At 67.8% G+C, this 14,922-nt stretch carries 11 protein-coding genes; 10 read left to right on the top strand and 1 reads right to left on the bottom strand.

The annotated features are described in order from the left end of the window. Window positions 1-9: 9 nt before the first annotated feature. The 6 genes from ACIPYT_RS08815 to ACIPYT_RS08840 all read left to right on the top strand — a co-directional run bounded on the left by ACIPYT_RS08815 (window position 10) and on the right by ACIPYT_RS08840 (window position 9,778). Window positions 10-1,698, top strand: a complete 1,689-nt coding sequence (locus ACIPYT_RS08815; RefSeq protein ID WP_401072672.1) for an ABC-F family ATP-binding cassette domain-containing protein — start codon at window positions 10-12, stop codon at window positions 1,696-1,698. A 66-nt stretch (window positions 1,699-1,764) separates the two neighbouring features. Beyond that, window positions 1,765-2,880, top strand: coding sequence for a GuaB3 family IMP dehydrogenase-related protein (locus tag ACIPYT_RS08820; RefSeq protein ID WP_401074782.1), 1,116 nt, complete (start codon window positions 1,765-1,767; stop codon window positions 2,878-2,880). 55 nt (window positions 2,881-2,935) lie between these two features. Next, on the top strand, window positions 2,936-3,688 hold the full coding sequence (locus tag ACIPYT_RS08825) for an SURF1 family protein (RefSeq protein WP_401074784.1): 753 nt from the start codon (window positions 2,936-2,938) through the stop codon (window positions 3,686-3,688). Between the two features lie 245 nt (window positions 3,689-3,933). After that, window positions 3,934-8,577 carry an ExeM/NucH family extracellular endonuclease gene (locus ACIPYT_RS08830; protein ID WP_401072674.1) on the top strand — a complete coding sequence of 1,548 codons (4,644 nt, stop codon included), beginning with the start codon at window positions 3,934-3,936 and terminating at the stop codon, window positions 8,575-8,577. Between the two features lie 116 nt (window positions 8,578-8,693). Next, a complete protein-coding gene (locus ACIPYT_RS08835; RefSeq protein ID WP_401072676.1) occupies window positions 8,694-9,368 on the top strand; it encodes a DUF433 domain-containing protein in 675 nt (224 codons plus the stop codon). Between the two features lie 2 nt (window positions 9,369-9,370). Beyond that, the gene (locus tag ACIPYT_RS08840) at window positions 9,371-9,778 is read left to right on the top strand and encodes a hypothetical protein (RefSeq protein ID WP_401072678.1); all 408 of its coding nucleotides are present in this window, start codon (window positions 9,371-9,373) and stop codon (window positions 9,776-9,778) included. A 21-nt stretch (window positions 9,779-9,799) separates the two neighbouring features. Here ACIPYT_RS08840 and ACIPYT_RS08845 read toward each other — a convergent pair whose 3' ends face one another. Beyond that, on the bottom strand, window positions 9,800-10,606 hold the full coding sequence (locus ACIPYT_RS08845; protein ID WP_401072680.1) for a DeoR/GlpR family DNA-binding transcription regulator: 807 nt from the start codon (window positions 10,604-10,606) through the stop codon (window positions 9,800-9,802). A gap of 236 nt (window positions 10,607-10,842) precedes the next feature. Here ACIPYT_RS08845 and ACIPYT_RS08850 point away from each other — a divergent pair, with 236 nt between their 5' ends. The 4 genes from ACIPYT_RS08850 to ACIPYT_RS08865 all read left to right on the top strand — a co-directional run bounded on the left by ACIPYT_RS08850 (window position 10,843) and on the right by ACIPYT_RS08865 (window position 14,909). Then, window positions 10,843-12,138, top strand: a complete 1,296-nt coding sequence (locus ACIPYT_RS08850) for an ABC transporter substrate-binding protein (protein WP_401072682.1) — start codon at window positions 10,843-10,845, stop codon at window positions 12,136-12,138. A gap of 88 nt (window positions 12,139-12,226) precedes the next feature. After that, window positions 12,227-13,150: a carbohydrate ABC transporter permease gene (locus ACIPYT_RS08855; RefSeq protein WP_401072684.1), complete on the top strand. Its 924-nt coding sequence runs from the start codon at window positions 12,227-12,229 to the stop codon at window positions 13,148-13,150. Between the two features lie 2 nt (window positions 13,151-13,152). Continuing rightward, complete coding sequence (locus tag ACIPYT_RS08860) at window positions 13,153-13,998, top strand: carbohydrate ABC transporter permease (RefSeq protein ID WP_401072686.1); 846 nt, start codon at window positions 13,153-13,155, stop codon at window positions 13,996-13,998. A gap of 47 nt (window positions 13,999-14,045) precedes the next feature. Continuing rightward, window positions 14,046-14,909: a ketose-bisphosphate aldolase gene (locus ACIPYT_RS08865; RefSeq protein ID WP_401072688.1), complete on the top strand. Its 864-nt coding sequence runs from the start codon at window positions 14,046-14,048 to the stop codon at window positions 14,907-14,909. The last annotated feature ends 13 nt before the right edge of the window (window positions 14,910-14,922 follow it).

A 14,922-nucleotide genomic window follows, 5' to 3' on the forward strand; every position in this document is an offset into this window, starting at 1 on the left:
GCTACGCAGGTGGGATACATCGATGTCACGGGGGTCTCGTTGACCCTCCCCGACGGTCGGCCGCTGCTCGACGAGGTGACGTTCCGTGTCGGTTCGGGATCCACGAGCGCACTGATCGGGCCCAACGGCGCGGGGAAGACGACTCTGCTCCGCATCATCCGCGGCGAGGTCGCGCCGGATGCCGGGGTCGTGACGATCGACGGCGGTCTCGGCGTCATGGACCAGTTCGTCGGACACGGCGGGGCCGGCCAGACCGTGCACGAGCTGCTGGTGCGGGTGGCGCCCGTGCGCATCCGTCTCGCAGCCGAGGCGCTGGAGGCGGCCGAGAACGCTCTGATCGAGCGCGACGAGCACGACACCCAGATGGCCTACGCCTCGGCGATCGCCGAGTACGCCGACGCGGGCGGCTACGAGCACGAGACCGTGTGGGACCAGTGCACCGTCGCGGCGCTCGGTGTGCCGTTCGAACGCGCCCGTTACCGTGAGCTCACCTCGCTGTCGGGCGGAGAGCAGAAGCGGCTCGCTCTGGAAGCGCTACTGCGGGGGCCGGACGAGGTGCTCCTGCTCGACGAGCCGGACAACTACCTCGACGTGCCGACCAAGCGCTGGCTCGAGGAGCAGCTGCGTCAGACGCCGAAGACCGTGCTCCTGGTCTCGCACGACCGGGAGCTGCTGGCCAGAGCCGCCGACCGGATCGTGACCCTCGAGCCGGGCGGCGCGGGTGCCACGGCGTGGGTGCACGGCGGAGGCTTCGCGACGTATCACCGGGCGCGGAGCGATCGGATGGACCGGCTCGACGAGCTGCGTCGGCGGTGGGACGAGCAGCACGACAAGCTCCTGGCGCTGGTCGCGGCGCTCAAGGTCAAGGCTGCGGCGAACGACGGCTTCGCGTCGCGGTATCAGGCCGCCCAGACGCGCCTGCGTCGGTTCGAGGAGGCCGGTCCGCCCGAGGAGCGCCCACCGGCGCAGGACTTCGACATGCGACTGCGCGGCTCGCGCACGGGCAAGCGCGCCGTGGTGGTCGATCGTCTCGAGCTCACCGGCCTCATGCGCCCGTTCGATGCCGAGGTCTGGTACGGCGACCGCGTCGCGGTGCTCGGCTCGAACGGTTCGGGGAAGTCGCACTTCCTGCGGCTCCTGGCCCGCGGGGGCACCGACCCCGACCCGAGCCTCGGCCACGTGACGTCGACGGGGGAGCAGCTGGCCGCGGTCGCGCACACGGGCGCCGCGGTGCTCGGGGCGCGGGTCGTGCCAGGGCTGTTCGCGCAGACGCACGCGCACCCGGAGTTCGTCGGTCGCACTCTGCTCGAGATCCTGCATCGAGGCGATGAGCGTCGCGCCGGGATGCCGCGGGATGCCGCGAGCTCCGCGCTCGACCGCTACGGTCTCGTGCGGCAGGCGCAGCAGACGTTCGAGTCGCTGTCGGGTGGGCAGCAGGCGCGGTTCCAGGTGCTGCTTCTCGAGCTCTCCGGCGCGACGCTGCTGCTGCTCGACGAGCCGACCGACAACCTCGACCTGGAGTCGGCGGAGGCGCTGGAGGAGGCGCTGGTGCGCTTCGAGGGCACGGTGCTCGCGGTCACGCACGATCGATGGTTCGCCCGCGGATTCGACCGGTTCCTGGTATTCGGATCCGACGGCGCGGTGTATGAGTCGGACGAGCCGGTGTGGGACGAGAAGCGGGTGGCGCGTGCGCGCTGAGGGCGCGGGCGGGCGGGCGCTGCCGTCGGGGGCCCGGTGCACGCCCGGTAGGCTGGAGGGGTGACCATGGAGATCGAGCTCGGCCGAGGCAAGCGCGCACGCCGCGCATACACGTTCGACGACATCGCGGTGGTGCCGTCGCGGCGCACGCGCAACCCGGAGGACGTGTCGACCGCATGGACGATCGACGCCTTCGGCTTCGACATCCCGGTGCTCGGCGCCCCCATGGACTCGGTCGTGAGCCCGCAGACGGCGATCATGCTCGGGCAGCTCGGCGGCCTCGGCGTGCTCGACCTCGAGGGGCTGTGGACGCGCTACGAGGACCCGGAGCCGCTCCTGGCCGAGATCGCCGGCCTCGACGGCGACGTCGCGACCGTGCGCATGCAGCAGCTGTACTCCGAGCCGATCAAGGCGGAGCTCATCCGCCGCCGGCTCGCGGAGATCCGGGATGCCGGGGTCACGGTCGCCGGTTCGCTCACCCCTCAGCGCACGCAGGAGTTCTACGACACGGTCGCCGCAGCCGGGGTCGACCTGTTCGTGATCCGCGGCACCACGGTCTCCGCCGAGCACGTCTCGAGCGTCGACGAGCCGCTGAACCTCAAGAAGTTCATCTACGACCTCGACGTCCCGGTGATCGTCGGCGGTGCGGCCACCTACACGGCGGCGCTGCACCTCATGCGCACGGGTGCCGCCGGCGTTCTCGTCGGCTTCGGCGGCGGAGCCGCGTCGACGACCAGGGCCACGCTCGGCATCCACGCGCCGATGGCCACCGCGGTCTCCGACGTCGCCGCCGCCCGCCGCGACTACCTCGACGAGTCGGGCGGACGCTACGTGCACGTGATCGCCGACGGAGGGGTCGGCACGTCCGGCGACATCGTCAAGGCGCTCGCGATGGGCGCCGACGCCGTCATGCTCGGCGTCGCCCTCGCGCGTGCGACAGACGCCCCCGGGCGCGGCTTCCACTGGGGTCCCGAGGCGCATCACCCGAAGCTTCCGCGCGGTCGCCGCGTCGAGGTCGGCGGGATCGGCACCCTCGAGGAGATCCTCTACGGACCGGCACCCGTCGCCGACGGCACGGCCAACCTGATCGGCGCGCTGCGCAAGTCGATGGCGACCACCGGATACTCCGACCTCAAGGAGTTCCAGCGGGTCGAGGTCGTGCTCGCCCCGTACGAGGCCTGAGCCCCGCATCACCGTGTCATCCCCCGCTCTGTTCCCGCCGACCCTGCGTGAGGTCATGCTCCGCGGGCGCTGGATCGCGATGCTCGTGCTGTGCCTCGTGGTCGCCGGAGTCTTCGCGTGGCTGGGGCAGTGGCAGCTCGAACGGGCGATCGAGACCGATCCGCCGCCGCCCGGCGCGACCGAGCAGGTGCGTCCGCTGACCGACGTCGTCGAGCCGGGGGCGTACCTCCCGGAGCCGCTCGTCGGCCAGCGCGTCGAGACGTCGGGCGCCTGGATCGCCGAGGACTTCCTCGTCGTGTCGAGCCGCTTCAACGACGACATCGCGGGGTACTGGGTCACGGGGCAGCTGCGGGTGGCCGATCGCACCTCGATCGCCGTGGCGATCGGCTGGACCGACGATCGGCGGACGGCGGATGCCGCGGTCGAGGAGCTCGAGGCCCAGGCCGACGGTTCGACGGTCGATGTCACGGGACGCATCATCTCGGATGAGGGGCCGTCGGTGCCGCCGAAGAGCGATCCGGAGCGCATGGATCGGATGTCGCCCGCCGCGCTGCTCAGTCGCTGGCACGACACTGCCGACCTCGACGTGTACCGCCCGTATCTGGCGTCGACGACCGCGACGGCCGGCCTCGTCGACATCTCGTCGCCGGCTCCCGAGGAGCAGTCGCCGGTCAACTGGCTGAACGTGTTCTACGCGGTCGAGTGGGCGATCTTCGCGGGCTTCGCCTTCTACCTCTGGTACCGCCTCGCGAAGGACGCGTGGGAGCGCGAGGTCGAGGAGTTCGAGGACGACGCCGCGCCCGCGTGACGCCTCGAGCGGGCACGCGCATCCGCGCATCGTCCAGTGCGCATCTGAGCGTTCCGTGCATCCGCTTTCCACCTTCGTCGGGGGTGCGCTCGGGCCGTTCGGTTAGCGCTGGATGACCAATCGGAAAACTCCGTTGATGATGTCGCACGCCCTCCTTAGGCTCGCATCATGTGCGCCGGCTGGGAATGCGCGCTGTAGTGGCTCCAAGAGAGCCGTCGCCAGAGGAAACCGAGGAGACAACGATGATGCCCGCTTTCGATACCGCGAACCGCGAGGTTCCCGGGGCCGAGCGCAGAAACCGGAGGCGTCTCGGCGTTCTCGCCGGCACCTGCGTCGCCGCTCTGGGCGCCGGCGCACTGATCGCCGTGCCCGCGTCCGCCGACGTCACCGGGACGGGGGTCGTCATCAACGAGGCGTACCTCTCCGGCGGCAGCGCGGGAGCCGCGTACACGAACAAGTTCGTCGAGCTCTACAACCTCACGGATGCCGCGATCGCCCTCGACGGGATGTCGCTGCAGTACCGATCGGCCACCGGCACCGGTGCGTTCAACGGCGTGGCCCCGCTGAGCGGAAGCATCCCCGCGGGCGGCCACTACCTCGTGCAGGGCGGCAGCAACGGCGCGAACGGCGCGGCGCTCCCGACCCCCGACGCCACGGGCAACCTCAACCCGAGCGGTACGACCGGCACCCTGGCACTCGTGAACGGCACCGCGCCCGTGACTCTCGCACCGGGCTCGGTCGCCGGCGTCGACGGCGTCATCGACGTGCTCGGCTACGGCACCTCGAACACGTTCGAGACCAAGGCCGCGACCGCCCCGGCGGGCAACACCGACGTCAAGTCGCTGAACCGCACAGACGGCGTCGACACCGACGACAACAGCGCCGACTTCTCGCTCTCGGCGACCATCACCCCGCAGAATTCCGGTGGAACCACGCCCGAGGAGCCGGAGGAGCCCGAAGAGCCCGGCACCGACCCCACCACGGTGTCGATCGCCGAGGTGCAGGGCACGACCGACGTCTCGCCGCTGAACGGCCAGACCGTGACGGTCGAGGGTGTCGTGACGGCCGACTACCGCACCGGCGGATACAAGGGCATCGTGATCCAGACGCAGGGCTCCGGCGGCGCGAACGACGCGACCCCCGGTGCGTCCGACGGCGTGTTCGTCTTCCTCAACGCCCTCGCACCCACGCTCGCGATCGGCGACCTCGTCTCGGTCACCGGCTCGGTGAGCGAGTACTTCGGCCAGACGCAGATCAACCCGGCATCCCTCGCCGGCATCTCCGTCGTGCAGGCCGGTGTCGGCGTGCCCGAGGTCACTCCGCTGCCCGACACCGTGCTGGGCGCCGACCGCGAACAGTACGAGAGCATGCTCGTCGCTCCCACCGGCACCTACCGTGTCGCCTCGAGCCACCAGCTCTACAACTTCGGCACGCTGTGGCTCAACGCCGGCGACGACCTCAACGTCAAGAGCACCGAGATCGCACGTCCGGGCGAGGAGGCGACGGCGATCGCCGCGGCCAACCGCGCGAACCGCCTGCTGCTCGACGACGGCTGGTCCATCCAGGTCACCAACAACGGCCACCCGAACGACCAGCCCTACTTCACGAAGGACCTGGTCGTCCGCAACGGCGACACGGTCGACTTCCGTGACAACGGCTACGTGCTGTCCTACGGCTTCGACGACTGGCGGCTGCAGCCGGTCGTGCCGATCGACGACACCTCGTCCGACGACCTCAAGGTCGGCTTCGAGGCGACCAACCCGCGCGTCGAGTCGGCGCCGGAGGTCGGCGGCGACGTGCAGGTCGCATCGTTCAACGTCTTCAACTACTTCACGACGCTGAAGAGCCAGAACTCGGATGCTCGTGGCGCGGCGAACGCGGCGCAGTTCGAGATCCAGAAGTCGAAGATCGTCGCGGCGATCAACGGCCTCGACGCCGAGATCGTGTCGCTCATGGAGATCGAGAACTCGATCAAGCTCGGCGGCTCCCTCGACGCGGCGCTCGCCGATCTCGTGGACGGTCTCAACGATGATCTGGGTGAGGACGCGTGGGACTACGTCCGCACGCCGGATGCGCTGGACGACGCGGCGACGACGGACTTCATCACGAGCGCGATCATCTACAAGAAGGACGACGTGAAGACGGTCGGCGACAGCCTCACCGTCACGGATGAGAGCGTGTGGGGCAACGCCCGCGAGCCGATCGCCCAGGCGTTCGACATCGACGGCCGCATCGTCTCGGTGGTCGCGAACCACTTCAAGTCGAAGTCCCCGCCCACGGGGGCCGGCGCCGAGCCGGCCGACGGCCAGGGCTTCTTCAACGCCGACCGCGTCGCCCAGGCGAACTCTCTCAAGGAGTTCACCGCGACGATCGAGGACGAGACCGGCAGCAGCGACATCCTGCTGATCGGCGACTTCAACGCCTACGCGAAGGAAGACCCGATCGACGTCTTCACGAGCGCGGGCTGGAGCGACGTCGCCCCCGAGAAGGCACCGGGACAGCACACGTACACGTTCGACGGCGAGCTCGGCTCGCTCGACCACGTGCTCGCGTCGCCGTCGCTGGCCGCTTCGATCACCGGTGCCGGCGTGTGGAGCATCAACTCGCCCGAGTGGAGCGACCGCGGCTACGCGTTCGGCGCCACGGAGGCCGGCACGCCCTTCCGCTCGAGCGACCACGACCCGATCGTCGTCGGGGTCTCGTCGGAGATGGCGCCGGTCAGCATCGACGTCGTCACGATGAACGACTTCCACGGCCGCATCGAGGCCGACGGGGCCGCAGCAGGCGCCGCGGTCGTCGCGGGAGCCGTGCAGCAGTTCCGTGACGAGAACCCGAACACGATCTTCGCCGGGGTCGGCGACCTGATCGGCGCGTCGACGTTCACCTCGTTCATCAACGACGACAACCCCACGATCGACGCGCTCAACGCGGCAGGTCTCGACGTGAGCGCCGCGGGCAACCACGAGTTCGACCAGGGCTGGGAGGACCTGCGCGACCGCGTGCAGGACCGCGCGGACTGGGAGTACATCTCGTCGAACGTGTTCGTCACCGAGACGGGCGAGCCCGCTCTCGCTCCCGCCTGGGTCAAGGAGCTCGACGGCGTCAAGGTCGGGTTCATCGGCGCCGTCACGGAGGACCTCGATTCGCTGGTCTCCCCGGAGGGCATCGAAGACCTCGAGGTGCGCAGCATCGCCGACTCGGTGAACGCCGTGGCCGACGACCTGCGTGACGGAGACCCGTCGAACGGCGAGGCGGATGTCATCATCCTGCTCGTGCACGAGGGCGCGGCGAGCGTCGAGCTCTCGAGCATCACGCCGACGTCGCCGCTGGGCGAGGTCGTCTACGGCGTCGACGATGATGTGAACGCGATCGTCTCGGCGCACACGCACCTGGCCTACAACCATGTGATCGACGGACGTCCGGTCATCTCGGCCGGGCAGTACGGCGAGAACCTGGGCCTGATGAACATCCAGGTCGACCCGAAGACGAAGGAGCTGCTCTCGATCACCAACGAGATCAAGCCCCTGACGGCGAACGGGCAGGCTCTGTACCCGGCTGTTCCGGCAGTCGCCGACATCGTCGCCAAGGCGAAGGCCGAGGCCGACGTGCTCGGCGCCGTCAAGGTGGGCGACATCACCGCCGACTTCAACCGCGCTCGCCAGAGCAACGGCTCGGAGAACCGCGGCGGTGAGTCCACGATCGGCAACTTCGTGGCGGACGTCCAGAAGTGGTCGACCGGTGCGGACATCGCGATCATGAACCCCGGCGGCATCCGCGCCAACCTCACGTACGCCTCGTCGAACGCGAACGACCCCGCGGGCAACGTCACCTACCGGGAGGCGGCGACGGTGCAGCCGTTCGCCAACACCCTGGTGACGCTGACGCTCACGGGCGCGCAATTGAAGAGCGTGCTGGAGGAGCAGTGGCAGCCGGCCGGAGCGGCCCGTCCGTTCCTCAAGCTCGGGCTGTCGGAGGGTCTCGTCTACACGTACGACCCGACGGCTGCGCAGGGCTCGCGCATCACGTCGATCACGCTGAACGGCACGCCGATCGACGCCGGCGCGAACTACACGGTCGCGGCGAACTCGTTCCTCGCCGCGGGTGGAGACAACTTCTTCACGCTCGCGCAGGGCACGGACAAGCGCGACACCGGGAAGATCGACCTGCAGTCGATGGTCGATTGGTTCGATGCGAACAAGACCGCGACCCCCGACCTCGCCCAGCGCGCGGTGGGCGTCACGCTCAGCGCTCCGGATGCCGACGGCTACTCCGCCGGTGACCAGGTGACGGTCGCGCTCTCCTCGCTGGCGTTCAGCGCGGGCGAGGCGGCGCCGGGCGAGGTGACGCTGTCGCTGGGCGGCACGCAGCTCGCGGCCGGTGCGATCGACCCGACCATCGTCGACACGACCGACGAGGCCGGGCGCGCGTCGCTCACGTTCACGGTTCCGTCCGGGGTGTCCGGCGACCAGCCGCTGACCGTGACGGTGCCCTCGACCGGGACGACGGTGCAGGTGCCGTTCACGATCACGGCGGAGGAGCCCGAGGAGTTCGCGGGCACGATCGAGGTCGACAAGAAGGTCACCGCAGGCAAGAAGCTCCGCGTCACCGGCGCCGACTTCGAGCCGGGGGAGTCCCTCACCATCGTCCTCGAGCCGAAGAAGGGCAAGCCGGTTCAGGTCGGCACCGTTCAGGTCAAGGCCGACGGCACCTTCGCGACCTCGGTCACGGTGCCGAAGAGCACGCCGGCCGGCAAGTACACGGTCGCGGTCTCGCAGGCCGACGGCGACACCGCGACGGCGACCGTCACGGTCAACCGGGCAGGTGGCATCGGAGGCATCATCGGGGACATCCTCGACTGGCTCTGGGACCTGATCTCCGGGTGGTTCTGATCCGCTGACGCGATCACGCACGGAGGCCGTCGGGAGTGATCCCGGCGGCCTCCGTCGCGCGCGCGCTGTGTGCGATGTATATCGCTTGGGCGTGATCGCGGGGGTACATTGTTTGCATGCAAACCGCGATTCACGACATCGCCCACACGACGCCGATCTACACGTTGACCGAGGCGGCGCACATCATCAATGCGCCGCTCACGTCGTTCGGTCGTTGGGCGCACGGACATCGCTTTCGGCAGCGCAGTGCGGGTTCGTGGGGGTGGACCGACCCCCTTCTCACCGGGGTTCGTGACGGACGGGGCTACACAGTTCCGTTCAACGCGCTAGCCGAGGGATTCATCATCGAGTCCTTCCGTCGCGCGGGGCTGCCGATGGCGCGAATCAGGCCAGCGATCGACGTGCTCCGCAAGGAGATCGGCTTGGAGCATGCGCTCCTCAGCGAACGGCTGAAGACCGACGGCGCGGAGATTCTGATCGAGAACGGCGAGCGAGAACTCGTCGTCGTTCGAAACCATCAGGGAGTCTTTCGAGACGTCGTCGATCAGTACCTGCAGAGCATCACCTATCGAGACGGTTTTGTGGAGTTCGTGCAGTTGCCGACGTACGAGCGTGCTGAGGTGATCGTTGATCCACGTCGCAACTCCGGTCACCCGACACTGGCGCGGATCGGCGTCCGCGTAGAAGACGTCGTGAGTCGTATCCGCGCGGGCGAGCCGATGTCTGAGGTCGCGGACGACTTCGGGCTCGAGTCGCATGAGCTTCGGTCGCTCGTCGTGCAGGCTGCCTGATCATGTCGGCGAGCGCGCGCTTCCTGCTGGATCGTTCACTGGGTGGGCGCATTCTCGTCGCCCGTCTGCGCGATGCTGGTTGGGATGCGCGTACACTCGCCGAACAGTACGGGGATGCTCGTGCACAGCGCATGGCAGACGAGGAGTGGATCGCCGAGGGAACCAGATCGGGATACATCCTGCTGGTGAAGGACCATCGTGTCGCAGTCCGACCATTGGAGGCACTGGCGATCTACATGCACGATGCGCGAGTCGTGGCCTTCGCCCGCGGGGATCTGACGGCGTCGGCCATGGGCGACATCTGTCTTGCCCATGCCGCCCCGATCCATCGACTGGCTCAGGTGAGTCCGCCGTTCGTCTTCTCGCTCTCTTCGCATGGAATCGCGCGCAAGCATCTCAACGCGCCGTGAGGACTCGCCGGAACTCCCACGTCAGGGGACGAGGACCTCGACGTCGGCCTGGGCGAGGGCCGCGGCCATGTGCGGCGCCGGGGGAGCGTCTGTGATGAGGTAGTCGGCGCGTTCGAGCAGGGCGATCTGCGCGAAGAAGCGGCGCCCGAGCTTGGTGGAGTCGGCGAGGATCGCCGTGCGCTCGGCCCGCTCGATCATCTCGGACATCATCGCCGCATCCCCGAGATTCGACGTCGAGTACCCGGCCTCGTCGACCGCGCCGACGGCGATGAGCGCGAGGTCGCACCTGATGTCGACCTCGGGGCCGCCCGCTGTCATCGTGAACGCCACGGGCCCGGTCGTCGCCTGGGTGATCGAGCGCACGGCGCCTCCGAACACGTAGAGGTCGCGGAACACGGTGGGGGAGAGCTCGCCCGGGATGCGCAGGTTGTTCGTCGCGATCGTGAGATCGCGGTGGTTGCGCAGCGCCCGCGCCACGGCGAGCGTCGTCGTCCCGGCGTTGAGCATGATCACCGAGCCGTCGTCCACGAGCCCGGCGGCGATCCGCGCGATCCGCTCCTTCTCCTCGGTCTGCACGCGCATGCGCACGTCGAGCGCCTTGTCCTTGAGCGCTCCGCCCGTGGCGCTGACCGCGCCGCCGTGCGTGCGCACGAGCACACCTTCTCGGTCGAGTTGATCGAGATCACGTCGGATCGTGTCGATCGAGACCCCGAAATGCGCTGCGAGGTCGCCGACCGTCACCTGTCCGGTCTGCTCGACGTAGGCCGCGAGGTCGGCCTTCCTTCCCGCGGGGAGGCGCCGTTTGGGTGAGGAACCTGATGCGTCCATGCAGACATCTCTAGCACATCCCGGAGAAATTCCTGCATACTTCCGCAGAAAACCGCACATGCTCCCCGGGTCAGCGTGGCGTTTCTTCCATCGACTGGCCGAACATGCGATATCTCGAGCAGGTAACGCCGCCAGAAACCTGTTGCGCCCCCGCACATCTCGGCATAACATTGCTCAAAACCGCATGAACAAGCATTGAGGCGCGTGATGCGGCACGATCTCGAAGAGGAGAAGTGATGATCACAGCAGGACGTGGGCGACGCACCCTGAAGCTCGCCGGCGCAGCGACAGCAGCCGTGACAGTTCTGGCCGTGGCGGGATGCGCGGCCGGCGACAGCGGAGACGGCGGCGCCGACGGCGGCGACGTGACGATCGAGTTCGCGCAGTGGTGGGAGCCGGAACTCCCCGACGGCGAGTTCCGCGCGCTCATCGACAAGTTCGAAGACGAGAACCCCGGCATCACGGTCGACCTCGTCAGCGGACCCTATGCATCGACCAAGGAGCAGCTCTTCGCGGGCGCGGCCTCCGGCACCATGCCCGACGTGGTCGGACTCGACGGGGCCTGGGTCAACGACTTCGCCTCGCAGGGCGTCATCGCCGACCTCACCGCACTCATGGACGAGTACGACTACGACGACAGCGAGCTGGCCAGCCAGATCCAGGTCGACGGCAGCACGTACATGATCCCGGTCGTGAACTTCGTCTACCCGATGTTCACGAACGACACCCTGCTCGCGCAGGCGGGCGTCACCGCGCCGCCGACCACGCGCTCCGAGTTCGCGGATGCCGCGGCCAAGGTCACTGCGCTCGGCGGCGACGTCTCGGGATGGGTGCTCCCGCTCTCACTCGAAGCCCCGAACGGCGTGCAGAACGACGTCATGTCGTGGGTGTGGGCCTCCGGTGGCTCGATGCTCAAGGACGGCCAGCCCGACCTCACCAACGACGACGTCACCTCGGCGATCGACTACATCGGCGGTCTGTGGGACGACGGCGTGATCGCCTCCGGCTCGTTCACGATGAAGGAGCAGGACAAGGTCGAGGAGTTCACGAACGGCCGCGTCGGCATGATGATCGACTCCCTCGCGCACATCAACCTGATCCGCGAGTCGAACCCCGACCTGCAGTTCTCGATCTCGGCGATCCCCGCCGAGGACGGGTACGACGGAGAGCGCGGCATCCCGTACGCGTCCTGGGGCATCGGCGTCGCCGAGAACTCCGAGCACAAGGAGGCCGCCTTCAAGCTGGTCGAGTTCCTCATGAGCCAGGACACGAACTCCGAGCTGTCGACCATGGCGAAGGCGTTCCCCGGCAACTCCGAGTCGGTGCCGGACTTCGTGAACGACGACGAGCTGTTCAAGACGGCGTTCGAGATCTACCAGGCCGGCTACCCGGCCAACGAGTTCACGGGGCTTCCCGTGGCCGAGGATCTGATGCGCCAGCTCGGCGAGCAGCTGCAGTCCGCGTTCGACGGTCAGCAGTCGATCGACGACGCGCTGAAGAAGGCACAGGAGTCCTGGCTGAAGGAGTTCTGATCCTCCGCCCGACCCTCGCATGAACGGGGTGCCGCGTCGTGAACCCGATACGACGCGGCACCCGACCAACCAAGGAGCACCGGTTCCCATGAGCCTGAAAGTGTCCGACGACACCGAGGTGATCGTCACGGGCGTCGCCCACTCGCGGCGTCGTCGGCAGCTGCGCAAGACCACCGAGTCCTACGCCTTCCTGTCGCCCACGGTCATCCTGCTGTTCGTGCTGATGATCGTCCCGATCGTCATGGTGATCGGCTACTCGTTCCAGGACAACGTGATCCTGAACAAGTCGCCCGAGTTCGTCGGCATCGCCAACTACGTCGAGATCCTCGCCGACTCCGGCTTCTGGAAGGCGACCGGCAACACGATCCTCTTCACGGTGGTGAGCGTCGCCGCGCACCTCGTGCTGGGACTGGCGTTCGCGATGATGCTCAACAGCCCGCTGCTGGGACGTTTCTCCCGCTCGATCTTCCGGGCGCTGTACGTGCTGCCCTGGCTCTTCACGGTCGCCGTCATCGCGGTGCTGTGGCGCATGCTCCTCGCGCCCAACGGCGTCGTCAACTTCCTGCTCAACACCGACATCGAGTGGTTGGCCTCACCGCAGCTCGCTCTCGGCACCATCATCTTCATCAACATCTGGGCGGGGTACCCCTTCTTCATGGTGAGCCTGCTCGCGGGTCTCCAGGGCGTGCCCGCCGACCTGCACGAAGCCGCCCGCGTCGACGGCGCGAACGCCGTGCAGCGGTTCTGGAACGTCACGATCCCGCAGCTGCGGCCGATCATCATCAGCCTCGTGCTGCTCGACCTCATCTGGACCTCGCAGCAGTTCGCCCTGATCTGGATGACCACGGGCGGCGGTCCGATCGACGTCACCGAGGTGCTCAGCACCTTCACCTACAAGCTCGCGTTCGCCAAGTACGACTTCTCGCTCGCCGCCACCTCCGCGGTGCTCGTGCTGCTGATGTCGATGGTGCTCGCCGTGTTCTACGTCCGTCACCAGAAAGCGAGGGACTGATCATGGCTCTCACTGCCGTCGCGCAGCGCCGCGTCGCGAAGTCCGGGCTGATCCTCGCCGTGATCCTCGGCGCCGTGTTCGCCGCAGGACCGGTTCTCTGGATGCTGTCGAGCTCGTTCAAGTCGAACACGCAGATCTTCGAGCTCCCGCCGCGTCTCATCACCGACACGTTCTCGTTCGACGCGTACGTGGCGATCTTCACCAACCCCGAGACCATGCGGTTCTTCCTGAACAGCTACGTCGTCGCCGGGTCCGTGACGATCCTCACGCTGCTCGTCGCGATCCAGGCTGCCTACGCCTTCAGCCGCTTCGAGTTCCGTGGCAAGCGCATCCTCAACGTCGTGATCGTCAGCGTGCAGGCGGTGCCGCCGATCACGCTGCTGATCCCGTACTTCGGCCTCATGGTGGCCCTCGGGCTCTACAACTCGTACCTCGGCCTGATTCTCACCTACATGGTGTTCACGCTGCCGTACGCGATCATCATGATGACCGGCTACTTCAACACGCTCCCGAAGGAGCTCGATGAGGCCGTGCGCGTCGACGGCGCGGGATCGATGACGGCGCTCTGGCGCATCCTCGTGCCGATCTCGGTGCCCGGCATCGTCTCGGTCGGCATCTACACGTTCATGATCGCGTGGAACGAGTACCTGTTCGCGCTGACGCTGACGCGTTCGATCGACATGCGCACGGTGCCCATCGGCATCCAGCTCCTCATGGGACAGCACTCCTACGACTGGAACCAGATCATGGCCATGAGCGTGCTCGGGTCGATCCCCGTGCTCATCCTCTTCCTCTTCTTCCAGAGGTACTTCATCAGCGGTCTCACGGCGGGGTCCGTGAAGAGCTGACCCCCCCCGGCCCTCGACTTCACACCATCACGAAACAGGAGAAACACGTGCTCTACACCGGCAAATCCATCCTCGACGTCGCCAACGAGAACAACTTCGCGATCCCCGCGTTCAACATCAGCGACTGGGCGATGTTCAACGGCGTCATCGACATCAGCGAGGAGCTGGACGCCCCCGTCATCATCGCCATCCACCCCGACGAGGTCTCGCACATCACAACCGACCTCATCCAGGCGATGCACTCGCGGGCGCACCGCGCCAGCGTCCCGGTCGCGATCCACTGGGATCACGGCGGCACCTACGAGCAGATCATCCAGGCGATCAAGGCCGGATTCACCTCGGTCATGATCGACGCCTCGCTGCTGCCCTTCGACGAGAACGTCGCGCTCACCCGCAAGGTCGTCGAGGCCGCGCACGCGGTGGGCATCCAGGTCGAGGGCGAGCTCGGCACGATCGGCGCGAACGACAGCTACGGCGAGTCGGGTGCGGCGGAGATCATCTACACGAACCCCGACGACGCGGTGCGCTTCGTGCAGGAGACCGGCGTCGACAGCCTCGCGATCGCGATCGGCACCTCGCACGGCCTCTACCCGAGCGACAAGAACCCCGAGCTGCGTCACGACCTGCTGGAGCAGATCAAGGCGGCCGTGAAGATCCCGCTCGTGCTGCACGGCGGATCGTCGAACCCCGACTCCGAGCTGAGCCGCGCGGTCGAGCTGGGCGTCAACAAGATCAACATCTCGAGCGACATCAAGGTCTCGTACCACAACCGGATGCGCGAGATCCTCGGCACCGACGAGCGCCTGCGCGAGCCGAACGCGATCCAGCCCGAGCCGATCGCCGCGATGAAGGTCACGGCGGCCGAGAAGATCCGGCTGTTCGGGGCCGACGGCAAGGCACCGCTGTACTGAGCGGCTGTACGGA

The sequence above is a fragment of the Microbacterium sp. NPDC089695 genome (genome assembly GCF_044749085.1).
GTDB lineage: Bacteria > Actinomycetota > Actinomycetes > Actinomycetales > Microbacteriaceae > Microbacterium.

Bases quoted from the DNA above. Each gene is read 5' to 3' on its own strand.
- ACIPYT_RS08840 (WP_401072678.1), top strand. From the start codon at position 9,371: ATGTCGGCGAGCGCGCGCTTCCTGCTGGATCGTTCACTGGGTGGGCGC.
- ACIPYT_RS08855 (WP_401072684.1), top strand. From the start codon at position 12,227: ATGAGCCTGAAAGTGTCCGACGACACCGAGGTGATCGTCACGGGCGTC.
- ACIPYT_RS08835 (WP_401072676.1), top strand. From the start codon at position 8,694: ATGCAAACCGCGATTCACGACATCGCCCACACGACGCCGATCTACACG.
- ACIPYT_RS08860 (WP_401072686.1), top strand. From the start codon at position 13,153: ATGGCTCTCACTGCCGTCGCGCAGCGCCGCGTCGCGAAGTCCGGGCTG.
- ACIPYT_RS08845 (WP_401072680.1), bottom strand. From the start codon at position 10,606: ATGGACGCATCAGGTTCCTCACCCAAACGGCGCCTCCCCGCGGGAAGG.
- ACIPYT_RS08825 (WP_401074784.1), top strand. From the start codon at position 2,936: ATGCTCCGCGGGCGCTGGATCGCGATGCTCGTGCTGTGCCTCGTGGTC.
- ACIPYT_RS08830 (WP_401072674.1), top strand. From the start codon at position 3,934: ATGCCCGCTTTCGATACCGCGAACCGCGAGGTTCCCGGGGCCGAGCGC.
- ACIPYT_RS08820 (WP_401074782.1), top strand. From the start codon at position 1,765: ATGGAGATCGAGCTCGGCCGAGGCAAGCGCGCACGCCGCGCATACACG.
- ACIPYT_RS08850 (WP_401072682.1), top strand. From the start codon at position 10,843: ATGATCACAGCAGGACGTGGGCGACGCACCCTGAAGCTCGCCGGCGCA.